The sequence below is a fragment of the Arthrobacter sp. PM3 genome (assembly GCF_003352915.1).
Lineage (GTDB): Bacteria > Actinomycetota > Actinomycetes > Actinomycetales > Micrococcaceae > Arthrobacter.
Genome location: NZ_CP022314.1, coordinates 818,987 through 840,595 on the forward strand (window position 1 = coordinate 818,987; position 21,609 = coordinate 840,595).

Annotated in this window: 19 protein-coding genes; 8 read left to right on the top strand and 11 right to left on the bottom strand. The window is 69.0% G+C overall.

Features of this window, described 5'->3' with window-relative positions; translation table 11 throughout:
* Positions 1-34: 34 nt before the first annotated feature.
* Complete coding sequence (locus CFN17_RS03880; protein WP_208750054.1) at positions 35-1,444, top strand: aldehyde dehydrogenase family protein; 1,410 nt, start codon at positions 35-37, stop codon at positions 1,442-1,444.
* Here the strand turns inward: CFN17_RS03880 and CFN17_RS03885 are convergent.
* Together CFN17_RS03885 and CFN17_RS03890 are read right to left on the bottom strand one after the other, a co-directional pair.
* Entirely contained in the window at positions 1,434-3,638 is a 2,205-nt protein-coding gene (locus CFN17_RS03885; protein ID WP_208750055.1) for an elongation factor G-like protein EF-G2, read from the bottom strand. The two genes, CFN17_RS03880 and CFN17_RS03885, sit on opposite strands and share 11 nt — an antisense overlap.
* A gap of 103 nt (positions 3,639-3,741) precedes the next feature.
* Positions 3,742-4,140, bottom strand: coding sequence for a hypothetical protein (locus tag CFN17_RS03890; protein ID WP_208750056.1), 399 nt, complete (start codon positions 4,138-4,140; stop codon positions 3,742-3,744).
* A 678-nt stretch (positions 4,141-4,818) separates the two neighbouring features.
* Between CFN17_RS03890 and CFN17_RS03895 the strand changes: the two genes are divergently transcribed.
* From CFN17_RS03895 to CFN17_RS03910, 4 genes are all read left to right on the top strand, one after another.
* Complete coding sequence (locus tag CFN17_RS03895) at positions 4,819-5,271, top strand: hypothetical protein (RefSeq protein WP_208750057.1); 453 nt, start codon at positions 4,819-4,821, stop codon at positions 5,269-5,271.
* Positions 5,272-5,398: 127 nt separating this feature from the next.
* Positions 5,399-6,232: a hypothetical protein gene (locus tag CFN17_RS03900; protein ID WP_208750058.1), complete on the top strand. Its 834-nt coding sequence runs from the start codon at positions 5,399-5,401 to the stop codon at positions 6,230-6,232.
* Position 6,233: 1 nt separating this feature from the next.
* Positions 6,234-6,743 (top strand): hypothetical protein, encoded by a 510-nt coding sequence (locus tag CFN17_RS03905; protein WP_208750059.1) that lies wholly within the window; start codon positions 6,234-6,236, stop codon positions 6,741-6,743.
* Complete coding sequence (locus tag CFN17_RS03910) at positions 6,740-7,999, top strand: Ig-like domain-containing protein (RefSeq protein WP_208750060.1); 1,260 nt, start codon at positions 6,740-6,742, stop codon at positions 7,997-7,999. The genes CFN17_RS03905 and CFN17_RS03910 overlap by 4 nt, the downstream gene beginning before the upstream one ends.
* Before the next feature lie 125 nt (positions 8,000-8,124).
* On the opposite strand, the gene CFN17_RS03915 is transcribed toward CFN17_RS03910, so the two are convergent.
* From CFN17_RS03915 to CFN17_RS03940, 6 genes are all read right to left on the bottom strand, one after another.
* The gene (locus tag CFN17_RS03915) at positions 8,125-8,547 is read right to left on the bottom strand and encodes a heat shock protein transcriptional repressor HspR (RefSeq protein ID WP_208750061.1); all 423 of its coding nucleotides are present in this window, start codon (positions 8,545-8,547) and stop codon (positions 8,125-8,127) included.
* Positions 8,548-8,562: 15 nt separating this feature from the next.
* Positions 8,563-9,543, bottom strand: coding sequence for a DnaJ C-terminal domain-containing protein (locus tag CFN17_RS03920; RefSeq protein WP_208750062.1), 981 nt, complete (start codon positions 9,541-9,543; stop codon positions 8,563-8,565).
* A gap of 270 nt (positions 9,544-9,813) precedes the next feature.
* Positions 9,814-10,488, bottom strand: a complete 675-nt coding sequence (locus CFN17_RS03925; protein WP_208750063.1) for a nucleotide exchange factor GrpE — start codon at positions 10,486-10,488, stop codon at positions 9,814-9,816.
* Between the two features lie 2 nt (positions 10,489-10,490).
* Positions 10,491-12,353, bottom strand: coding sequence for a molecular chaperone DnaK (dnaK, locus tag CFN17_RS03930; protein WP_208750064.1), 1,863 nt, complete (start codon positions 12,351-12,353; stop codon positions 10,491-10,493).
* A gap of 276 nt (positions 12,354-12,629) precedes the next feature.
* Positions 12,630-13,028, bottom strand: a complete 399-nt coding sequence (locus CFN17_RS03935) for a hypothetical protein (protein WP_208750065.1) — start codon at positions 13,026-13,028, stop codon at positions 12,630-12,632.
* An 88-nt stretch (positions 13,029-13,116) separates the two neighbouring features.
* Complete coding sequence (locus CFN17_RS03940) at positions 13,117-13,905, bottom strand: TetR/AcrR family transcriptional regulator (RefSeq protein ID WP_208750066.1); 789 nt, start codon at positions 13,903-13,905, stop codon at positions 13,117-13,119.
* A gap of 126 nt (positions 13,906-14,031) precedes the next feature.
* Between CFN17_RS03940 and CFN17_RS03945 the strand changes: the two genes are divergently transcribed.
* A complete protein-coding gene (locus CFN17_RS03945; RefSeq protein WP_208750067.1) occupies positions 14,032-14,994 on the top strand; it encodes an NAD-dependent epimerase/dehydratase family protein in 963 nt (320 codons plus the stop codon).
* Between the two features lie 25 nt (positions 14,995-15,019).
* Here the strand turns inward: CFN17_RS03945 and CFN17_RS03950 are convergent, their stop codons facing one another.
* Positions 15,020-17,236 (bottom strand): MMPL family transporter, encoded by a 2,217-nt coding sequence (locus CFN17_RS03950; RefSeq protein WP_208750068.1) that lies wholly within the window; start codon positions 17,234-17,236, stop codon positions 15,020-15,022.
* 150 nt (positions 17,237-17,386) lie between these two features.
* Between CFN17_RS03950 and CFN17_RS03955 the strand changes: the two genes are divergently transcribed.
* Positions 17,387-17,923 (top strand): MarR family winged helix-turn-helix transcriptional regulator, encoded by a 537-nt coding sequence (locus CFN17_RS03955; RefSeq protein ID WP_208750069.1) that lies wholly within the window; start codon positions 17,387-17,389, stop codon positions 17,921-17,923.
* Positions 17,924-17,939: 16 nt separating this feature from the next.
* On the opposite strand, the gene CFN17_RS03960 is transcribed toward CFN17_RS03955, so the two are convergent.
* On the bottom strand, positions 17,940-19,292 hold the full coding sequence (locus CFN17_RS03960) for an APC family permease (protein WP_261792351.1): 1,353 nt from the start codon (positions 19,290-19,292) through the stop codon (positions 17,940-17,942).
* 101 nt (positions 19,293-19,393) lie between these two features.
* On the opposite strand from CFN17_RS03960, the gene CFN17_RS03965 reads away from it, so the two are divergent.
* The gene (locus CFN17_RS03965; RefSeq protein WP_208750070.1) at positions 19,394-20,209 is read left to right on the top strand and encodes a methyltransferase domain-containing protein; all 816 of its coding nucleotides are present in this window, start codon (positions 19,394-19,396) and stop codon (positions 20,207-20,209) included.
* A 14-nt stretch (positions 20,210-20,223) separates the two neighbouring features.
* On the opposite strand, the gene CFN17_RS03970 is transcribed toward CFN17_RS03965, so the two are convergent.
* Positions 20,224-21,603, bottom strand: coding sequence for a glutamate decarboxylase (locus tag CFN17_RS03970; protein WP_208750071.1), 1,380 nt, complete (start codon positions 21,601-21,603; stop codon positions 20,224-20,226).
* Positions 21,604-21,609: the final 6 nt, after the last annotated feature.

Consider the following 21,609-nt stretch of genomic DNA (forward strand, 5'->3'; position numbering starts at 1 on the left):
CGCGTTCTCTGACCTACTCGATGTGGAGTACACCTTGGAAACCTACGACGCCCTTCTCGCCGCGATCGCCCCGACCACCGGCCCGTCCCGGACCATTCTCGACCCCGCCACCGGCACCGCCGTCGGCGAAGCGCCGGTGCACACCGTCGACGACCTCGAGCGCGCCATCGCCGCCGCGACGGCCGCGCAGCCCGCCTGGGCAGCGGCCGGCCACGACGCCCGGAGCGCCGCGCTGCTCAAGGCCGCCGACGCCGTCGAACGCTCCGCCGAGGAACTGGCCCGCCTGCTCTCGCGCGAACAGGGCAAGCCCCTGAACGGGCCGAACGCCCGCTTCGAGGTCGGCGCCTGCGCCGCCTGGCTGCGCGTCGCCGCCACGACGCCGCTGGAGCCGGAAACGGTCGTGGACGACGGCGAAACCCGCGCCGAACTGCACTACCGGCCCATCGGCGTCGTCGGCGCGATCGGACCCTGGAACTGGCCCATGATGATCACCGTCTGGCAGCTCGCCCCGGCCCTGCGGATGGGCAACGCCGTGGTCATCAAGCCCTCCGAATTCACCCCGCTCTCGGTCCTGGCGCTGGTCGAAATCCTCAACCAGGAACTCCCCGGAGGCCTCCTCACCGTCGTCTCCGGCGGCCGCGACGTCGGTGAGGCCCTCGCCGGACACTCAGGCGTAGGCAAGATCATGTTCACCGGCTCCACCGCCACCGGCAAGGCGATCATCAAATCCTCCGCGGGCACCGTCAAGCGCCTCACCCTCGAACTCGGCGGCAACGACGCCGGAATCGTCCTGCCCGACGCCGACCCGGCGGCAATCGCCGAAGGCCTGTTCTGGGGCGCGTTCATCAACACCGGCCAGACCTGCGCCGCGCTCAAGCGCCTCTACGTCCACACCGACATCTACGACGCCGTCTGCGATGCCCTCACCGCGGTCGCCGCCGCCATGCCCATGGGTGTGGGCCTGGACGAGAACAATGTCCTGGGCCCGCTGCAGAACCGCCAGCAGTTCGACATCGTCGCCCGGCTCGTGGACGCCGCCCGCGAATCCGGCGCCCGGGTCCTGCTCGGCGGCAACCCCGACGCCGGCCAGCCGGGCAATTTCTACCCCACCACCTTGGTCGCCGATATCGACAACGACAACCCGCTGGTCGCGGAGGAGCAGTTCGGGCCGGCCCTGCCGATCATCCGCTACACCACGGTGGAAGAGGCTGTGGCGATGGCGAACGCGCTCGACGTCGGGCTCGGCGCCTCCGTCTGGTCCGCGGACCCCGCCGCGGCCCGCAGCGTCGCGGCACGGCTCGAGGCCGGCACGGTCTGGATCAACAAGCACGGTGCCGTGGATCCGCGCATCCCGTTCGGCGGAGCCAAGCAGTCAGGCTACGGCCTCGAGTTCGGCACCGAAGGCCTCAAGGCCCTCGGCGTGCCGCAGGTTATCAACGGCTGACGCTGTTCTTGTTGGGGGCTACCGGACCGGCGGTGGCGGGCACCGGTTCGTGCCGCAGGTAACTGCGCCGGAACCGGCCGCTGCCGGCGGTCAGGGCCCGTAGCTCCACTGCGTACCTGAGCAACTCCTGGTCCGGGACCTCGGCGCTGATCTCAGTGCCGCCGGTCCCGGACGTGGTGCCGGTCAGCCGGGCGCGGCGGGAGGAGAGGTCGCTCATCACGGCGCCCACATGCTCCTCGGAGACGCTGATGGTCACGGCCGAGACGGGCTCGAGGAACTGGATGCGGGTTGCCGCCGCGGCCTCCCGGAGGGCCAGGGCGCCGGCCGCCTGGAACGCCGCGTCGGAGGAATCCACGCTGTGGGTCTTGCCGCCGACCAGCGTCACCCGGATATCCACCACCGGGAACCCCGCAGAGACGCCCTTTTGCATCTGCGCGCGCACGCCTTTCTCGACCGAGGTGATGAACGGGCCGGGAATCACCCCGCCCACGGTTTTGTCGACAAATTCGAAACCGCTCCCGCGCTCGAGGGGTTCCACCTCGATGTCGCAGACCGCGTACTGCCCGTGGCCGCCGGATTGCTTGACGTGCCTGCCGTGCCCGGCCGCCGGCGCGGCGAACGTCTCCCGCAGCGGGGTGATCACCGGGACGGTCTGCAGGTTCACGCCCTGGTCCCGCAGCCTGCCCAGGACGACGTCGGCGTGGGCCTCCCCCATGCACCACAGGATCAGCTGATGGGTTTCGGCGTTCCGTTCCACCCGCAGGGCCGGATCTCCGGCGGTCACCTTGCCCAGGTTCCTGGCGAGGGCATCCTCATCGCCGTGGGTGGCCGCCTCGATGGCCACGGGCATGAGCGGGTCCGGCATGTCCCAGGGGGCCACCAGCAGCGGCAGTTCCTTGGCCGAAATCGTGTCCCCGGTTTCGGCGGTGCCGAGCTTCGTCAGCGCGCAGATGTCCCCGGCAACGCAGAACGGCACGGGCCGCAGGCCCGATCCCAGCGGCGAGTACAGGTGAGTGATCCGCTCGTCGGCGTCGTGGTCCTCATGGCCCCGGTCCGCCATGCCGCGGCCACCCACATGGATGGCGACATCCTCCCGCACGGTGCCCGAGAAGACGCGCACCAGGCAGACCCGGCCGAGGAACGGGTCAATCGTCGTGCGGACCACTTCGCCGAGCAGCGGGCCGTCGGGGTCGCAGGCCAGCGGGCCGGCGGCCGCGCCGTCGAGATCCGTCGCGGCCGGGACCGCGTGCTCGGCGGGCGTGGGGAACGCCCGCAGCAGGACGTCCAGCAGTTCCGCCAGGCCAAGCCCGGTCTCCGCGGAGGCGGGCAACACCGGGTGGAAGGACCCACGGGCCACAGCCGTCTCAAGGTCGGCGATCAGGACCTCGGGAGCGATGTCGTCGCCCTCGAGGTAGCGGTCCATGAGCGATTCGTCCTCGCTCTCGGCGATGATCCCCTCGATCAGTGCGCCCCGCGCCTCCTCGGCGGCGCCGAGTTCGGCGGCGGTGGCGCCGCGGCGCAAGGGCGACGGATCGTCCGCGCCGTAGTCCGACACCGTTCCGGACAGGAGCCCCAGCAGGCCGTTCACCGCACCATCTGTCGCCCCGCCCGTCCGGACCGGCAGGTAGAGCGGAAGGATGGCGTCGCCGAACACTTGCCGGCACCGGGCGAGGGCGGCGTCAAAGTCCGCGCGCGGATGGTCGAGACGGCTGATGACCACGGCCCGCGGCATTCCCAGCCGTGCGCACTCACCCCAGAGGGCGGTGGTGGCGGCGTCGATCTCATCCGTGGCCGACACGACGAACAGGGCCGCATCCGCTGCACGCAGGCCGGCCCGCAACTCCCCGATGAAGTCGGTGTACCCCGGGGTGTCCAGGAGGTTGACCTTGACGTCCCCGGCCATCACAGGCACCACCGAGAGCGCCACCGAGCGCTGCTGGGCGATGGCGGAGGGGTCCGAGTCGCTCACCGTCGTGCCGTCGGCGATGGAGCCCTTGCGGGTGATGGCGCCGGTGAAGGCCAGCAGGGCTTCGGCGAGCATCGTCTTTCCGGCACCGGAGTGCCCCACGAGGGCCACGTTGCGGATCTGGGCCGGCCGCTCCGGCGGGGCCGCGCCGTTGGCGTCTGCCCGCCGGAGGTCGGATGCGCCCCGGGCCGGACCTCTCGACGGCGTCTTGGCGCCTTTCGTCGGCATGGAAACCTCCTGGCGTCGCATCCGCTCGTGCCCTGCAGGGCCTTGTCTTAAGGATTGGACACCCTGGGACGGCCGGACAGCAAGGGCTTTTTGGCGCCCTGGTTCACGCCGCGGCCGGCGCAACCAGGGATCCGGAGACCGCCCGGTTCCGGAGCCAGCGGCCCAGGGCCTTGCCTTTGCCCTTCCACCAGCTGTCTTCATCGGTATCGTGGTGCCACCGGAAGATCACGGCAACCAGGACGAAGACCCCTGCGGCGACGTCGGTCCAGGAGCCGGCGGCGGCGTCCAGGAGCACGCTGAACGACATGACCAGCATCGATGGCAGGGCCAGGGTGCGGAACACCGTATTGGCCACGTACCGACGGTGGGAGCGCGGCACGGACACGGCACGGACAAAGTCGAAGCACAGGCACACCACCACGAGGGTCTGTCCCAGAGACAGCAGAATGTGCCCCGGCAGGGAGCCTGCGAACAGGACAGCCGCCTGGAGCCCCGGGCTCACGGCATGCTCCGGAACGCTTCCGGCCGCAGCCGGCACCAGGACGGCTGCGGGGAAGCAGCTGTGGACGGATCAAACCCGACTGAATCATGCATGCGATGCCCCCCGGCGTCTACGCTGCTCCGCTGGCTCCGCCACCCGGACTTCCCGCAGGAGCCGTGAGTGCGTCCTTCCAGCTTTATCTGACACACCAATTCAACGCGCGCCCCGGGCCTGAAGTCACCCCCATGAGGTACCCGACTATTGGATAGACGGGCACCTAACGTCACCGGAGAGTACTCAGTTTGGCGCCTCCGGCTACTTGCGGGCGGCTGCGGCGGGCCGCCGCGTCGGGCGGCCAGGGGCGCAGCCCGGGCCGCTACTCGTTCCCTTCGTCGACGCGTTTTGCCAGACCGGCGAACGGGCATCACACCGCCGGCAGCCAAGTAGTTTCTCGCCGTCCGGAATCGACAGGCCAGTGTCATGGGCCCGGACCGGGGGCTTTCCGCGCAGCGGCGCGAGTACTTTACCCGGAGGCAAGTAGTGCCTGGCCAAAACACAGGTACAACTACGCATTGTCCCGCCTGTTCGTCACCGTGAGGATTGGCCCATCGATTCAGCGCGGCAACCGCAGGATTGGGGGAATGCGGCTCAGGCCTGATGACTCCTGCCCGGGTGCCACCGACACAAGGAGTCTCACTTATGCGCCAGCTCACCAAGAAGAGCAAAGTCATCGCCGTCGCGGCCTCGGCCGCCCTCGTCGCCGTCGGCGGCGGAACTGCGTACGCCTACTGGACCACCACCGGCACCGGCGCCGGCACCGCCACCAACTCGGCGGGCGGCGGCACGGTGGTCCTGCACGCCAACTTCGATGCCGGCCTGGCTCCGGGCAACTCGGAGACCGTGACCTACACGGCGGATAACAGCTCCAACACCGGCACGGTGGTCGGTACCCTCACCCCGAGCGTGATCACGAGTGTCGCCGAATGCCTGCCGGCATGGTTCACCGTCACCGCCAAGACATCGAACGCGGCCGTCGCGGCGAACAGCAATGGCACCGAGGTCGGGACAGGAACCCTGACGTTCCTCAACAGCGACGCCAACCAGGACTCCTGCAAGTCGGCCGTCGTGACGGTCACCGTCGCCAGCGAGTAGCTCGCGCCACCGGCGGGCCGGCCAACCGGCCCGCCGGTGCGGCCTTCGGGCCGGCACTGGTCCACACAACTGCCACCGCCGACATCCACGATCCGCGCACTGCCGCCGGGTCCAAGGAGGACACGACATGCAGCAACCACTGCGGTTCTTCCGGCTCGCCAGAGAGCACACGGGCCTCGCCGGCCGCGCCCTCGTCATTGGCCTGCTGGCCATCTTCCTGCCCGCGGGAACGCTCTACGCCGCCGGACAGCCGTCGGCCCCGGCCAAGGCCGGAATCCTGGTGCAGGTCACGCCGTCCAGCAGGAACGTGGACCAGGGCCAGGCCACGAGCTACTCAGCCACGGTCAGTTCAACGGGCGGTTTTGCCGGCACGGTGTCGCTGGCAGTGGCGGGCCTGCCGGCGGGGGCGGCACCGGCATTCTCCCCGGCATCGGTAAAACTGGCTTCCGGGGGCACCGCGCAGTTCAGCGTGAACGTAACCACATCGCCCGCGACTGCTGCGGGAGATTACGACCTGGCCCTGACGGGCCAGAGCGGTGCCGTCCAGTCGGCTGCCGCCAAAACCCAGCTGCGGGTCAAAGCGCCGCTGCGGGTATTCGGGCTCTCCGGCAACGTCTCGGGGCTGCTCGCACCCGGCACGAGCCGGACCCTGGATATTGGATTCGGCAATCCGGACAAGAGCATCGACGTCGGCAATCTGACGGTCACAATCACGGGGGTGGTCCGCACCCCGAAGGCCATCGCCGCCAATCTGCCTTGCACGGCGGAGGACTACGCGGTGGCGCAGTACAGCGGACGATACCCGGTGACCGTGCCCTCCGGCAGCAGCTCGCTCTCACAGCTTGGTGTACCGTCCGCCCAGTGGCCGAGGATCACCATGCTGGACACTCCACGCCTCCAGGACGGCTGCAAGGGCGCAGTCCTCCAGCTGGCGTACTCGGGATCAGGGCAGGGAAACTGACATGAAATCCACACGATCCGTCCTGCACGGCGCCGGACTCGCCGGAACGGCCTCCGCGGCCGCCGCCGCGCTCTGCCTGCTCGCCGGAGCGGGCACGGCCTACGCCTACTGGGTCACCAACGGTTCGGGCTCCGGCGCCGCAGCAGCCGCCACCATGCAGCCCGTCACCGTCGACGCGCTGGTGGCAGGCGACTCGAACCGCACCGGGCTGGTCCCTGGCGGCACCGCCGACGTCGTCCTCCGCACCAGCAACCCCAATGCATATGCGGTCCGGCTGTATTCGGTGTCCGGCAACGGCATGGTCACCGCGGACCCGGGCCATCCGGGCTGCACCACCACCGGAGTCTCCTTCAGGGCGCCGGCCGCCCCGCTGGCACCTGCCGTCATCATTCCCGCGAAGTCGTCCCTCCTGGTCACCCTTCCGGGCGCCGCAACCATGTCCACCCTGTCACAGTCAGCCTGCCAGGGCGCGACCTTCTCCATCCCCGTCACCGTGGAGGCCCGGCGATGAGCCGTCGCCATTCCCGCGGAGCACGCTCCCGCCTACTGAGCCGCGCCGCCGTGATCGTTGCCGGCGTTTTCCTGCTCTCGTGGGCCGGCCCGGGGGCCTCGGCCTTTTGGACGGCCGTTTCAAACAGCAGTTCGGCGACGGCGGCCGCAGACTCGGTGGCCGCCGGCGCCACGCCGTCGACCTCCGTCTCGGCAGGAAGCGTCACGTTGGCCTGGAACGCCAGTGCCACCCTCGCCGGCCGGCCCCTGAGCGGATACGCGGTAGCGCGCTATGCCTCCGCCACCGGGGGCGAGAAAGTGCCCGTCGGGGGAAGCTGTGCGGGCACGGTCACCGCGGGACTGGGCTGCACAGACCAAAGCGTCCCGACCGGCACCTGGTACTACACGATCACCCCGGTGCTGGAGCAGTGGCGTGGTACTGAGAGCGTCCGGAGCGCCGGCGCCGTCGTGGACACCACGCCGCCGAAAGCTCCGTTCGTGACGGCGCCCGCCTTCGTCAACTCCGGCAACGTCAGCGCCGTCCCCGTCAGCGGCACCACCGAGCCGGGGGCAACGATCGCCCTGGCCGTCAAGGACGGCGGATCTGCGCACACCGTCACCGCGACCGTCACCGCGAACGCGGCCGGAGAATGGAACGCCGCCGTGAACCTCTCCGCCTTGGGCGAAGGGGCCGTCACCTTCAGCGCCGTCGCGACCGACACCGCGGGCAACCAGGGCGACCCGGGAACGGCGAGCTCGTTCAAAGACGTCGCCGTCCCACGAGTGACCGACGTCTTGCTTGCCAACGGAGGCAGCAAAACGGGCAAGGTTGAGCCCGGCGACAAGGTCACGATCACGTTCTCAGAAGCCCTGGACGCGTCCACGATCTGTAGCAGTTGGGCCGCCGGTTCCGACGGGACGCTGAACGGCAGCAACCAGATCATGGTCAACATCAGTTCCACCAACGTCCTTAGCCTGACCGTCGCAGCAACAGCCTGCCCGACGTCGGGAACCGGCACGGTGACGCTGGGAGCCACCTACTTCGGCTCGGGAAATCTCAGCTACGGGGGCAGTGGTTCGAGCGCCTCAACGCTGGCCTGGAACGCGGCCGCCAAGACACTGACCATCACGCTCGGCGCCCTGGCGACCGGCAGTCCCGCCACCGCCAACGCCGGGGCCGCCGCCGCGTCCTACCTGCCGGTCGGCGGGATGAAGGACGTGGCCGGCAACGGCGTGGCCACGAACACGTTCACCGGCCCCAGCGCGTCGCGCTTCTAGCCCCGCCTTCGCTCGCCGTGGGCGATCCGTACCATCCAGGGTCGGGCCTTCGGCGGGGCCGACGGCCGCACCCGCCATGACGCACTGTGCCCGGGACCATTCGGTCCCGGGCACAGCTGTCTGTCCTAGTCGATCCCCCGCGGCCGCCACACCACCAGCGCCTGCGACCTCGCCTGCGGGCGCTTGCCGCGGGCCAGGCTCACAACATCACCGGCTGCTCCGGCGGCAAAGATCCGGGCATCGGCCGGCTGGCGGCGCCTGCCCAGTTCTTCGGTCAGTTCACTGACGCGGTGCTGCAGGGCCGCCACCTGGTTTTCCAACTGCAGGATGCGCTTGATGCCCTCCAGCGAGACGCCCTCCTGGGAGAGCCGCTGGACTTCGCGGAGCATGTTCACATCCCGCTGCGAGTAGCGGCGCGACTTGCCCGGCGCACGGCTCGGCGAGACTATGCCCAAGCGGTCATACTGGCGTAGCGTCTGCGGGTGCATATCCGCCAGCTCGGCGGCAACGGAGATGACGAAGATCGGCTGATCGAAGTCGATGGCCATGGCTGGGCTCCGTTCCTAGAGCCGGGCCTTGGCTGCCAGCCCCGCGCGGACGTCCTCGTCGGCAGTTGCCGCGGCGAAGGCCTTCACGGCTTCCTCCGCTTCCTTGCTCAACCGCCGCGGAACGGCGACGTCAATTGTCACCAGCAGGTCACCGGTGCCGCTGGCGTGCTTGACACCGCGGCCCTTGACCCGCAGCGTCCGGCCGGACGGCGTCCCGGCGGGGACCCTGACTTTGACCTTGTCGCCGTCGACTGTGGGAACCTCGACGTCGGCGCCCAGGGCCGCCTCCGGGAAGGACACGGGGACGTGGATGCGGAGGTTTTCGCCGTCACGGACGTAGAAATCGTGCGGCTTCACGGAGACGGTCACCATGAGGTCGCCGTAGCCGGCGGGACCGTTCTGGCCCTTGCCCCGGACGCGGACCTTCTGCCCGTCCTTGATGCCGGCGGGAATGCGGACGTCGATCACCTCTCCGTCGGGTTCGCGCAGGCCGATCGTGGTGCCGCGGATTGACCCGGCAAAGGAGATGGAGGTGGACGCCGTGCGGTCCGCGCCCTTCTGCGGGGTGCGCTGGAACGACTGGCCCCCGCCGCCGAAACCGCCGCCGCCGAACAGGTCGGCGAACTCGGGCGGAATGCCGCCCGCCGTGCTGAAGCCGCCGGAATGACGTCCCCCGCCGCCGGTGAAGAGGCCGCCGAAGAGGTCTTCGAACCCGGCGCCGCCGGCAGCCCCGCCGCCGCCGGGGGCAAAGCGTGCGCCGCTGCCCATGGCACGGATGGCATCGTACTGCTGGCGCTCATCGGCATCGGAGAGCACGGAATAGGCCTCGGAGATGTCCTTGAACTTCTTCTCCGCAGCGGCATTGCCCGCATTCGTATCGGGGTGGTGCTGCCGGGCAAGCTTCCGGTAAGCCTTCTTGATATCGGCGTCGGAAGCGTCCTTGGCGACACCAAGGATCTTGTAAAAGTCCTTGTCCACCCAATCCTGGCTAGCCAATGGCGTTTCCTTTCAAGTCTGTTCTTACGTGCTCTCCGCGATACATGGGCCCCCGCCCCTTCGCCGGGTGGCTTGGGATCTGCGATCCCAAGCCACCCGACTCCGACAGGCCCGATGCCACTCCCGGGGCCCATGTACCGCTCCGAGCTTGTGTTCATCTCACCTTAGGCGAGCAACACGCTGGCGCGGAGGCCGGATAGGGGGCGGCGGTGTGGAGGGCACCGCGAAGCGGGCACCGCCCCCTATCCGGCGGAGCGCCAGAAGGTGACGCTACGCCGGTACCGCCACGATCACCTGCGCCGCCCGGAGGACGCGGTCACCGGACTTGTAGCCCGCGCGCAGGACCTGGCTGACGGTGTCGAAGTCGATATCCGTGCCGGGCTGCTGAATGAGGGCCTCATGGACGGTGGGATCGAACTCGACACCGGTTTCGTCGATGCGGACCAGCCCGTACGTCTTCAGCGCGGCCTCCAGTTTGGCGGCGATCGCGGCGAACGGGCCGTCCGCGAGGTCGCCGTGCTGGCGGGCGGCGTCGACGTCGTCCAGCACCGGGAGCAGGGAGTTCAGGACGCCGATGACGGCCATCTCCCCTGCCACGGCACGGTCGCGTTCGACCCGCTTGCGGTAGTTGACGTATTCCGCCTGCAGACGGCGGAGGTCATCCCTGAGCTCCTCCGCCTCGGCGGAGCCGCCGGCGCCCTGGGCCACCGATTCCGCGGCGGGCACCTCAACGCTGTTGAGGATGTCCTCCGCCTGGGACAGTGCATCCCCGGAACGGGAGTCCGCGGCCTCGGCGTGCGGCTGGTCAGGGTGGCGTGCCCGGCCGGTCTTCGGATCAACCTTGCGGTTGTCGTGGATCACCGGCTTCTGCGCCTCGTTCTCCTGGTTGGACTCGTTGCCGCTCCCGGAGGAGCGGTGCTCGTCGTCGTTACCGTGGTGGGGCATGATTACTTCTTCTCGTCTTCGTCAACGATTTCGGCGTCGACGATGTCCTCGTCGGAGCCCGCTGCCTGCCCGCCTGCCGGGGTACCGTGGGCGCCGTCGCCACCGTCAGGGGATCCGGCGTGGGCGTAGATGGCCTCGCCGAGCTTCGACTGCGAGTGCTGCAGCTTCTCGAAGGCGGTCTTCACAGCGGCGTCATCGGTGCCCTCGAGGGCTGCCTTGAGGGCGTCGACGTCGGCCTTGACCTCGGTCTTGACCTCTTCCGGCAGCTTGTCGGCGTTGTCGGCGATGAGCTTGTCCACCGAGTAGGCGAGCTGCTCGGCCGTGTTGCGGGTGTCGGTTGCCTCGCGGCGGGCCTTGTCCTCGGCTGCGTGCTCTTCGGCGTCGCGGACCATGCGGTCGATGTCTTCCTTGGACAGTGCGGTGCCGCCGGTGATGGTCATGGACTGTTCCTTGCCGGTGCCCTTGTCCTTCGCCGAAACGTGCACGATGCCGTTGGCGTCGATGTCGAAGGTGACCTCGATCTGCGGGATGCCGCGCGGGGCCGGGGCAATGCCGGTCAGTTCGAACGTGCCCAGCGGCTTGTTGTCGCGGGTGAACTCGCGTTCGCCCTGGAAGACCTGGATGGCCACGGACGGCTGGTTGTCATCAGCGGTGGTGAAGGTCTCGCTGCGCTTGGTGGGGATGGCCGTGTTGCGCTCGATCAGGTGCGTCATGATGCCGCCCTTGGTTTCGATGCCCAGGGACAGCGGGGTGACGTCGATCAGGAGCACGTCCTTGCGCTCACCCTTGAGGACACCGGCCTGCAGGGCGGCGCCGACGGCGACGACCTCATCCGGGTTGACGCCCTTGTTGGGTTCCTTGCCGCCGGCCAGTTCCTTGACGAGCTCGTAGACGGCCGGCATGCGGGTGGAACCGCCGACGAGGACGATGTGGTCGATCTCGGAGAGCTTGATGCCGGCTTCCTTGATGACGTCCTGGAACGGCTTCTTGGTGCGGTCCAGCAGGTCCTTGGTGAGGTCCTGGAACTTGGCGCGGGTCAGCTGCTCGTCCAGGTGGACCGGGCCGTCGGGGGTGACGGACAGGTACTGGAGGGAGACGTTGGTGCTGGAAGAGGAGGACAGTTCCTTCTTGGCCTGCTCGGCTGCTTCGCGGAGGCGCTGCAGGGCGATCTTGTCCTTGGAGAGGTCGATGCCCTTGACCTTGAGCTGGTTCAGCAGGTAGTCGACGACGCGCTGGTCCCAGTCGTCGCCGCCGAGGTGGTTGTCACCGGCGGTGGCGCGGACCTGGATGGTGGAGAAGTTGTCTTCGTCCTTGCCAACCTCGAGGAGGGAGACGTCGAAGGTTCCGCCGCCGAGGTCGAAGACCAGGATGAGTTCGTCTTCCTTGCCCTTGTCCAGGCCGTAGGCCAGGGCCGCGGCGGTGGGCTCGTTGACGATGCGCAGGACGTTCAGGCCGGCGATTTCGCCGGCTTCCTTCGTGGCCTGACGCTGGGCGTCGTTGAAGTAGGCCGGGACGGTGACGACGGCGTCGGTCACCTTTTCGCCGAGGTAGGACTCGGCGTCGTTCTTGAGCTTCATGAGGATGCGGGCGGAGATTTCCTGCGCCGTGTACTTCTTGTCGTCAATGGCGACCGTCCAGTCGGTGCCCATGTGGCGCTTGACCGACGCGATGGTGCGGTCGATGTTGTTGACGGCCTGGCGCTTGGCGATCTCGCCGACCAGGACCTCGCCGGCCTTGGAGAAGGCGACAACCGACGGCGTGGTGCGGCCACCCTCGGCGTTGGCAATGACGGTGGGCTCGCCACCTTCGAGAACGGAGACGACGGAGTTGGTGGTTCCGAGGTCGATACCTACTGCACGTGACATGGGTTGCTTCCTTACTTTCCTGGGAATCTCTGGAGAAGACCGCGGACCGCAGCGGTACTACGCACTGGGTCCGACAGTTATTGAGTGATCTGCACTCAACTTTACCCACGACCGGATTTAAGTCAATCCAAAGTTGAGCGACATTGACTCAACTTTCCCGCAGGCCCAGTCCGCAGCCCTTTCTCAGTGCCGAAAATTCCCGGATTTCGGGGCTTCCCGCCCGCCCCCGGCGCCGTTTCGCCCTGCGCGAACCCGCGGCGGACGGGCACGTCCGCGCTAGCCGTCGCCCCGCCCGGGGCCGGCCGACCCCGCGGTGCCGTAGTCACCTTCGGGATACTCCCCCTCCTCGGCGGTGGTTTCCGCCCGGCCGGCCGCCCCGGCTTCCGCGCCGCCTTCGGCCACGCCGGCCTCGCCGTAGTCACCTTCCGGATATTCGCCTTCGACTTCGCCGACCAGGGCTGCTCCTGCCACGCCGGCATCGCCGTAGTCTCCGGTGGCGTATTCCCCTTCGGGCGCCGCGGGCGGGAGTTCGCCCTCCGTGCCCGCGGAGCCGTAGTCGCCTTCGACGTACTGCCCCTCGGCCTCGGCTTTCTCGGGGACGGCCCGCTCCTGCGCATTCTCTCCGGCCACACTCTCTACAGGCACGTTCTCTGCAGGCACATTCTCTTCAGACATGGATGAATCCTTCCTGAAAGCATCGGGTGCGCCCGCACGGGCGCAGGGGCAGTCTATCGAGCGCCACCGCGCGGCAACAGGGGGCGGCTCAGGCGGCGGGGTCGGCCGCCGGGAGCCCGGCGAGGCCGGCCAGCACCGCAAGGTGGTGGTCGAAAAGCTCCCCCGGCGTCGTGAATGTTGCTTCGCCGTACTGACCAAAGATCTCGAAGCTCACGGCGCCGAAGAGCGAGGTCCACGCCAGGATGCCGCGGGCCATGAGGTCGTCCGGCACGGCCAGGCCGAACTCGTCGCGGATCCGCACCAGATCCCCGGCAAGCCCGGCGGCCGCTCCGGGGCCCGGCCGGCCGGTCGCCGAAAGCTGCCCGGCGCGGAAGGCGCCGTCCAGGATTGCCATGAGGGCGACAACCACCCTGGTTCCGGGGCCCGTGGTCCGCTCGGCCGGGGCCCGGTATCCGGGCACCGGGCTGCCGAACAGCAGGGCATAGCGGGAAGGCTCGCGCAGCGCCCAGCCCCGGACCGCGCGGCCCAGCGCCGCAAACCGGCCGCCGAAATCTCCTTCCGGCACGGCCCCGACGGCGGCATCCACCTCGTCGCCAAGTTCGTTGTAGGCGTCGATGAGGAGAAGGGTCAGCAGTTCCTCCCGGCTCTCCACGTAGCGGTACACGGCGGAGGAGACGACGCCGAGGTCCCGGGCTACGGCGCGCAGGGACAGTGCGGCGGCACCGTGCAGGGCGAGGTGCTGCCGGCCCAGCCGGAGGATGTCGGCGACGGTCCGGGCGCGGGCCCGCTCGCGCGGCGTGCGCGGCCGGTCCGCTGAAGCGGCGGTCGCGTCGTCCCCGGCGGCATCAACGGCGGCATTGTCTCGGTGCTCTGGCATAGGTCCAGCATTGCACAGGCAAGAGCACTGTCAACAAATGTGAGCACTGCTCTTGACTTGCTGCGACGGAAGGCGCATCCTGATTTTGCAAGAGCACTGCTCTTGAAAATTCTAAGGAGAGTCGGAATGTCCCCATCTGATGCCTCAGGGCGCGAATCCTCGAGGTTCTATGCGGTCACGGGCGCCGGCCCGGTTGGTTGGACCGTGGCGGAGCAGCTGGCGGCGGCGGGCCACCGCGTGCGGGTCCTGACGAGGTCGGGCAGCGGCCCGGACCACCCGCTGGTCGAGAAAGTATCCGCCGATGTTTCGGATCCCGCCGGGCTGGGCGGGGCGTTCCGCGGCGCAGCGGCCGTTTTCCACTGCATCCACGGGTCCAAGTACAGCGCGAAGACTTGGGCGGAGGAACTGCCGGCGGCCGAGCAAAACGTGCTGGCCGCGGCGGGTGAGGCGGCCGCCGTCGTCGTCTTCCCGGAAAGCCTGTATTCCTACAGCGCGCCGGAACAGGTCATGGCCGAGGACAGCCCCCGCCTGGCGCAGGGCGGCAAGCGGGGCATCCGCACCGCGCTCCTTGCTGCCCGCGCGGCATCCGCCACGGATACGGTCAGCGTGGCGGCCGGCGACTTCTTCGGGCCCCGCGTGCGCAATGCCCACACCGGCGAGCGTCTGGTCCGTCCGGTCATGGCGGGCAGGCCGGTGCAGGTGATCGGGCGGACTGACCAGCCGCATTCCTTTACCTATGTCCCGGACCTGGCGGCGGCGATGATTGCTGCCGCGGACAAGCCTGAGCTGTGGAACCGGGTGTGGCATGCCCCCACCGGCGCCGCGCTCACCCAGCGCGAGATCGCGGGAGCCTTCGCCGCGGCCGCCGGGGCCCGGGCTCCGCGCATCTCCGCCATCCCCGGATGGGCGTTGAAGGCGATGGCCGCGTTTTCCCCTGATATGCGCGAACTCGCGGAGACCCTGTACCAGTTCGAGCACCCGTTCGTGATGGACTCCACCGCGAGCCAGGCGGCCCTGGGTGTGGCGCCGACCCCGCTGGACAAAGCAGCCGCCGCCACGGTCGCCTGGTGGGGGTCCCAGGGACAGTGACGGCGGCTGCAGTGCAGGGGTCCGGCTAGCGGACGGCGGCCTCCTCGGTGTCGGCCTCACGTCCGGCCGGCCGGGCCGCCGGGACCCCGCCGCGCACGGCGGCATCGTTCCCGGGCCGGCCCAGTTTGCTGGGCCACCAGAGGCGCGGGCCGATGTCGTAGGCCAGGGCCGGGACCAGCAGCGAGCGCACCAGGACGGTATCCAGCAACACGCCGAAGGCCACGATGAAGGCGAGCTGGACCAGGAACATGATCGGGATGACGCCCAGGGCGGCGAACGTGGCAGCGAGGACCACACCGGCCGAGGTAATGACCCCGCCCGTCACGCTGAGCCCGCGCAGGATGCCGGCCCGGGTGCCGTGCTTGATGGATTCCTCCCGGACCCGGCTCATGAGGAAGATGTTGTAGTCGACGCCCAGCGCCACCAGGAAGACGAAGCCGAACAGGGGCACGGTGGCGTCGGCTCCGGGGAACCCGAGGATGTTGTTGAAGACGAAGGCTGAAACGCCCATCGCCGCCGCGTAGGACAACACCACGGACGCGACCAGCAGGACCGGCGCGAGCACCGAGCGCAGCAGCAGCATGAGGATGACCAGGATGACGCCGAGGACTACGGGGATGATGGTGACGAGGTCGCGCTGGGCGGTGGTGTTCGTGTCCAGGGCCGTGGCCGTCACGCCGCCGACCAGCACGCCGGAGTCAACCGTCTTCAGGTCCCGGCGCAGCGACACCACCGTGTTTTCGGCGTCGGTCGAGTCCGCGGCGTTGTTGAGGGTCGCGTTGATCAGGACCTTGCCGTCCCGGACCGCCGGGACGGCGGGAGCGCCCGGGGCGCCGGTCATGACCGGGACACCGCCTTCGCCCAGCAGGTAGGCGTTCCCGACGCCGTCGCTCGCCTTCACCGCGTCCAGCACCTGCGCCGCTTTGGCTTCGTCGGCCACGATCACCGCGGGGCTGCCGGATCCGGCGTCGAAGTGGCGGCCCAGGGCGGCCTGCCCGTCCACCGCGTTGGAGGCGGTGAGGATGACATCGGTCTGCGCCACGCCATTGGCTTTGAGCTGCAGCACGCCGGCCCCCGCCACGAGGAGCAGCAGGACCGAGGCGACCCAGACGGTCCGCGGGCGGCGTGAAACGAGCGAACCGGTGGCCCGCCACAGTCCCTTCTGGCCCTCCAGCCCGGTCACAAGCTCCGGTTCCCGCTCCGTCTCCGGCAGCAGCTTGGGCCGGAACGGCCAGAACGCGGCCCGGCCCAGCAGTGCCATGAGGGCCGGCAGCAGGGTCAGGGCCGCGAAGAGCGCACAGAGAATGCCCGCCGCCGCCACCGGCCCGAGCGCCTTATTGGAGTTGAGGTCGGAGAAGAGCAGGCAGAGCAGGGCGATCATGACGGTGGCGCCCGAGGCCAGGATCGGCTCCCACGCCGCTTTCCACGCCGTGAGCGCGGCGGCCGTGCGGTTGGTGGTGTGAGTCAGGGCCTCCCGGAACCGGGCGACGTAGAGCAGTGCGTAGTCGGTGGCCGCGCCGATGACCAGGATGGACAGGATGCCCTGGCTCTGGCCGTTCAGCTGGATCCAGCCGGCTTTGGCCATGCCGAACACCAGCAGGATGGCGGCACAGAGAGCGAAGACCGAGGTGAACAGGACCATGATAGGGAGCAGCAGCGAGCGGTAGACGATCAGCAGGATCAGGAAGACCGCGCCGAGGGCCACGAGCAGGAGGATGCCGTCAATGCCGGCGAAGGCGCTGACGAGATCCGCAGTGAGTCCGGCCGGGCCGGTGACGAAGGTCTGCATTCCCGCCGGTGCGGACGCCCGGACTTCATCGCGCAGTTCCTTGACCACAGTCTTCACTTCGCCCGATGCCGCGATGGGCACGACGAACTGCACCGCTTTGGCGTCCTCGGAGGGGATCGGACCGATCACCGCGCTGCCGGCCCGCAGGGCTTCCAGCCTGCCTTTCAGGGCCGCGGCCTCACCGAGTTGTGCCGGGGTGAAGGCGGAGTCATTCTCGATCACAATCACGGCCGGGATCTCCTTGGAGTCCCGGAACTTGGCCTGCCAGTCCTGGGCCTCGGTGGCCTCCGCCCCGGCCGGCAGGAAGGATGCCTGGTCATTGGAGGAAACTTCACTTAGCCGGCCGAAGGTGGGGCCGCCAACGCCGGCTATCGCCAGCCAGGCCACGACCAGGACCGCGGGAACCAGCCAGCGAAGCCAGAACGGGACGCGCATCGAAGTGTTCGGGGTCATCTTCAGGGGTCCTTCCAGACGTGCGCTTGTGAGGGGTAAACCAAAATCAACTCCATAGTAGACTATCTCCATGATAGAGATAAACGCTCGGCGCGCAACGCCGTAGGAGAATGGGGGCACAGCCATTTGAAGGAAGAAAGGAGGTCCGCCGTGTCAGCCGAAGCCCCGGGGCCCCCGGACGCCGGCGGTCCGCCGCCCCTTGTCCGGCTCCTGCAGGAATTCACCATGGAAGCGAACCGCTACGTGGACTCCGCGGGCGGCCGCAACGACATGCACCGCACGGACCTCAACGCCCTCGCCGTCATCATGCGGCATACCTCACGGGACCAGATCGTCACCCCGGGGGTGCTGAGGAAGGAACTGAACCTCAGTTCGCCGGCCACCACCGCGCTGATCGACCGGCTCCACAGTTCCGGCCACGTGATCCGTGAGCGCGAGGGCGCGGACCGCCGGCAGGTGCAGCTGCGCATGACCCCCAAGGCCTACCGGGAGGGCGGAGCCATGTTCCTGCCGCTGGCCCGCCACATGGGCACTGCGATGCAGGATTTCACGCCGGAGGAACTGGAGATTGTCACCCGGTTCATGAACTCGATGATCGACGCCACCGTCCGGGCCGGCGTCGAGGCGGCCCGCGGTCCCGTCCCGGACAGCGAACCGTATCAGGGACCGGACCGGAGCCCCGGCTAAGTCCGGCCGCCGTCCCTCACGGATGGACGGCAGCCGGCGGCTGGACCGCCGGTACGGCGTGTGCCGCTTCAGGTGCCGGTTCCGTCTGTTCTCCGCCCCGGCCAAAGCGGCGGCCGACGGCGACGGCGGCGGCCGCCAGGAGCAGCGGGGCCGCGAGGGCCCACCCGCTGAAGAGCAGGACCGCCACCATGACCGCCGCCGCCACGATCACTCCGTGCCAGGCGGCCGAGTGCGGCCGCAGCAGCCGGATCCCCGCCGCCAGGCCGAACGCGGTGACGGCTGTGAAGCACGCCGAGGCGGCGCCGATCTGGAACTGCATATCGGTGAGGCCGGTGATGGCCGCGGCGAAGGACAGCAGGGTCAGTACGGCCAGCACCGCCAGGCTTCCGGCCGGCACCTGACCCCTGCCGGCTCCCCGGGCAAGCGGCGGCGGCAGCACGCCGTCGGACGCCAGCGCCGCCCCGAGCCGGCTGGCTCCGGCCACGAACGTGTTGATCGGCCCGAACGTCAGTACGGCGGCGGCGACAGCGGTCAGCGGGGCCGCCAGTGAACCCAGCCCCCTCTCGAGCAGTTCCGCGACCGGGACCGCGGTGCCGGGAAGCTGCGGGCCGAGTACGGCCACGGACACGGCGACGACGCCGATATAGACCGTGCCCACCACCATCAGGGTGAGCCACGTGGCCCGCCGGAGGTCGCGCCCGGGGTTCCTGAACTCCCCGGCCAGGTGCAACACCGCCTCCCAGCCGGCAAAGCAAAAGAACAGCAGGCTCGCGGCCCCGCCGACTGCCCAGTAGCCGTGCGGGGCAAACGGCTGGAAGTTTTCCGCCTTCGCGTGCGGCACTGCGAGCGCGACGGCGAGCGCCAGCAGCCCTACCAGCAGCACCATGAGTGCCAGCTGGATGCGGCTGGACATCCGGATGCCGACGGCGTTGCTGGCGAAGGCTGCCAGCAGAATCACCGCCGCCGCGAGGACCGCCGTTTCCCGCCCGCCGCCGACGGCGTGGGCGATGTAATTGCCGCCGATCACCGCCGTGGCCGGGGCGCCGAAGGGGATCGAAAAGTAAAAAAGGTAGCCGGCCACGACGGAGGCGCGGCGCCCGAAGGCGCGCTTGACGAAGTGGGCGATTCCGCCGGCGTCGGGCTGCTGGCGGCTCATCTCGGCAAAGCTGAAGGCCACCGGGATGCAGAACACGAGCAGGAGGGCCCAGGCCAGGAGCGACGCCGGGCCGGCCTCCCGGGCCGCGATGGCGGGGAGCACCAGGACGCCCGAGCCGAGGATCGCCCCGACATAGATGCCGGTTGCCCGAAAGAGGCCCAGTCCCTTGTTGCTGTCGCTGTTACCGCTGCCGATACTGCCGTTGGTTTTCACTCCTCTATTCATCCGCAGAACCGTGGGCGCCGGAAGCGGCAAAACTGACGGCCAGGCACGAAAAACTGCCGGTCGGGGCCGCGGGAGGGTAGCGTTCCAGTATGAGTGCGCAGCAGCCTGACGATGTGTACACGCACGGCCACCACGAGTCGGTGGTCCGCGCCCATGCCTCCCGCACGGCGGAGAATTCGGCGGCGTTCGTGATCCCGCATCTCCGGCCGGGGGCGTCAGTGCTGGACGTCGGCTGCGGGCCGGGCAGCATCACGTGTGATTTCGCGGAGCTGGTGACGCCCGGCACCGTCACGGGCCTGGATCGCTCCCCCGATGTCATAGCCCAGGCGGCGGCACTGGCCGCCGAGCGCGGCGTGGACAACGTCACCTTCGCCACCGGCAACGTCTATGACCTCGATTTCCCGGACGAGTCGTTCGACGTCGTCCACGCCCATCAGGTCCTCCAGCACCTCACGGACCCCGTTGCGGCCCTGCGCGAGATGCGCCGGGTAGCCAAGGCCGGCGGCATCGTGGCGGTGCGCGACGCCGATTTCCACGGCATGAGCTGGTACCCGGCCGTGCCCGAACTCGACGACTGGATGGAGCTGTACCAGCGGATCGCCCGCCGCAACGGCGCCGAGCCCGACGCCGGACGCCGGCTCGTGTCATGGGCGCAGGCCGCCGGATTCACCGACGTCGCGCCGACGAGCAGCAACTGGCTCTACGCCACCGGGCAGCAGCGGCGGTGGCAGGCGCGGGTGTGGGGCGAGCGGGTGCTGCATTCATCGTTCGCGGACCAGGCGCTCGAATACGGTTTTGCCAGCGAGGCCGACCTCGCCCGGATTTCCGCAGGCTGGCACCGCTGGGGCTCCACGGACGACGGCTGGTTCCTGATTCCCAACGGCGAGGTGATCGCCCGGGCGTGAACGGGCCTGGCCGCTCAGTGGCCGGGTCCGATGATGATCTTGTTTCGTTCGGATTCGTGCGCGCCGCCCTTCTTCGCCAGGGTGGAGCACGCCTCTTCGATGTCCCGGGCGAGCGTGTCGACATGCTCGCGGCTCAACGTCTCCTTGACCAGGGCCCGCATGATCGTCACGTTCTGCGCGTTGGGCGGCAAGGTATAGGCCGGCACCATCCAGCCGCGCTCGGCCGAGAGCTGCCAGGCGATGTCGAACTCGTCGTACCCCGGGTCGGTGGCGAGGTGGAACGCTACCAGCGGGAGCTGCTCCTCGTCGCGGCCGATGATTTCGAACCGGCCCATGGCGTCGAGCTTCTCGGCGAGGACGCGGGCGTTGGTCTGCATGTTCTGCATGATGTAGGTGTAACCGGCGCGGCCATAGCGCACGAAGTTGTAGTACTGGGCGAGGACCATGGACGAGCCGGTGGAGAAGTTCAGGGTGAAGGTCGAGTCGGTCTTACCGAGGTAGTTCTCCTCGAAGACGAGGTCCCTGGCCAGGTCGGCAGTCTCCCGGAAGATGAGCCAGCCGATGCCGGGGTAGACCAATCCGAACTTGTGTCCGGAGACATTGATCGAATGGACCTGCTCGAGCCGGAAGTCCCACGGGGAATCCGGGTAGAGGAAGGGCCAGACGAACCCGCCGCTGGCCCCGTCCACGTGCAACGGCACGTCGAGGCCCCGCTCCTGCTTGATCTGTACCAGGAGGTCGTTGATGCCGACGATGTCGTCCTTGTGCCCGGTGAACGTCGTGCCCAGCACGGCGGCGACACCAATGGTGTTTTCATCGATATGGGCCTGCACGTCCTCCGGGCCGATCGTGTACTTGCCCGGCTGCAGCGGCACGATCCGCGGCTCGACGTCGAAGTAGCGGCAGAATTTCTCCCACACCACGTGCACGTCGCCGCCGAACACCAGGTTCGGGTTCGACGTCGACCCTCCGGCGGCCTCGCGGCGCTTGCGCCAGTTCCACTTCAGGGACAGGCCGCCAAGCATGATCGCCTCTGACGATCCCTGGGTCCGGGCCCCCGTCGTCTCGCCGGGTGCGTGGAAGAGGTCGGCGAGCATCCGGATGCAGCGCTGCTCGATCTCGGCCGTGCGGGGATATTCGGCGTGGTCGATGAAATTGCGGTGCAGGTTCGCCGCGATGATCTGCTGGGCCTGCGGCTCCATCCAGGTCGTCACGAACGTGGCCAGATTCCGGGCCGGGTCGCCCTCCAGTGCCAGGTCCTCCGACACCAACCGCAAGGCGTCCTGGGCAGGAATGCCGGTCTCCGGGAACTCCCGGCTCGGAACTTCCTGGGTGATGAACCGGTTGCCGAACAGTGCCACATCGGCATCCTTGGGCTGGGGATCTGCTGACATCGCTTC

Bases quoted from the DNA above. Each gene is read 5' to 3' on its own strand.
- CFN17_RS03885 (WP_208750055.1), bottom strand. From the start codon at position 3,638: ATGCCGACGAAAGGCGCCAAGACGCCGTCGAGAGGTCCGGCCCGGGGC.
- CFN17_RS03895 (WP_208750057.1), top strand. From the start codon at position 4,819: ATGCGCCAGCTCACCAAGAAGAGCAAAGTCATCGCCGTCGCGGCCTCG.
- CFN17_RS03900 (WP_208750058.1), top strand. From the start codon at position 5,399: ATGCAGCAACCACTGCGGTTCTTCCGGCTCGCCAGAGAGCACACGGGC.
- CFN17_RS03905 (WP_208750059.1), top strand. From the start codon at position 6,234: ATGAAATCCACACGATCCGTCCTGCACGGCGCCGGACTCGCCGGAACG.
- CFN17_RS03910 (WP_208750060.1), top strand. From the start codon at position 6,740: ATGAGCCGTCGCCATTCCCGCGGAGCACGCTCCCGCCTACTGAGCCGC.
- CFN17_RS03915 (WP_208750061.1), bottom strand. From the start codon at position 8,547: ATGGCCATCGACTTCGATCAGCCGATCTTCGTCATCTCCGTTGCCGCC.
- CFN17_RS03925 (WP_208750063.1), bottom strand. From the start codon at position 10,488: ATGCCCCACCACGGTAACGACGACGAGCACCGCTCCTCCGGGAGCGGC.
- dnaK (WP_208750064.1), bottom strand. From the start codon at position 12,353: ATGTCACGTGCAGTAGGTATCGACCTCGGAACCACCAACTCCGTCGTC.
- CFN17_RS03935 (WP_208750065.1), bottom strand. From the start codon at position 13,028: ATGTCTGAAGAGAATGTGCCTGCAGAGAACGTGCCTGTAGAGAGTGTG.
- CFN17_RS03940 (WP_208750066.1), bottom strand. From the start codon at position 13,905: ATGCCAGAGCACCGAGACAATGCCGCCGTTGATGCCGCCGGGGACGAC.
- CFN17_RS03945 (WP_208750067.1), top strand. From the start codon at position 14,032: ATGTCCCCATCTGATGCCTCAGGGCGCGAATCCTCGAGGTTCTATGCG.
- CFN17_RS03950 (WP_208750068.1), bottom strand. From the start codon at position 17,236: ATGACCCCGAACACTTCGATGCGCGTCCCGTTCTGGCTTCGCTGGCTG.
- CFN17_RS03965 (WP_208750070.1), top strand. From the start codon at position 19,394: ATGAGTGCGCAGCAGCCTGACGATGTGTACACGCACGGCCACCACGAG.
- CFN17_RS03970 (WP_208750071.1), bottom strand. From the start codon at position 21,603: ATGTCAGCAGATCCCCAGCCCAAGGATGCCGATGTGGCACTGTTCGGC.